The sequence below is a fragment of the Nocardioides sp. genome, from assembly GCF_024509035.1.
Taxonomy (GTDB): domain Bacteria; phylum Actinomycetota; class Actinomycetes; order Propionibacteriales; family Nocardioidaceae; genus Nocardioides.
The window spans coordinates 1733-2125 of the sequence record NZ_JANINT010000258.1 but is presented as its reverse complement, the minus strand read 5'-3'; the positions used below and the strand labels follow the sequence as shown (position 1 = coordinate 2125).

The window sequence follows — 393 nt, the reverse complement described above, 5'->3', positions numbered from 1 at the left end:
CAGCTGTCGACACCGCTGCCAGCGTCCCCCCGGCGAGCACGCTCGCGACCACGCTCGCGGCCACGGCGGCCGCCCTCCATCGGTACATCCCTGTCCCCCGTTCTGGTCGGAGCCGCGAATATTAGCGACAGACTCCGTCCGGGGGGGCCGGACCCGCGGATCGGGTTCGGGGCTCACCGCGCGTCGGCCCTGGCCGCCACCTCCTCACGGGCGGCGGACCCCACCCGGCTGTGCGACCGGCCGTAGACGAAGTACACGAGGAACCCGAGCGCCATCCAGACCACGAAGCGCAGCCAGGTCTCGAGCGAGAGGTTCACCATCAGGTAGAGGCAGATCAGCGCGGACAGGATCGGCAGGACGGGGCTCAGCGGAACCCGGAACGGCCGGTCCAGG

General features: G+C 71.5%; 1 protein-coding gene. It reads right to left on the bottom strand.

The window, feature by feature from the left end; all coding sequences use genetic code 11:
• Window positions 1-173: 173 nt before the first annotated feature.
• On the bottom strand, window positions 174-393 hold a 220-nt coding region (locus Q0L15_RS17740; RefSeq protein ID WP_296605776.1), incomplete at its 5' end, for an amino acid permease C-terminal domain-containing protein.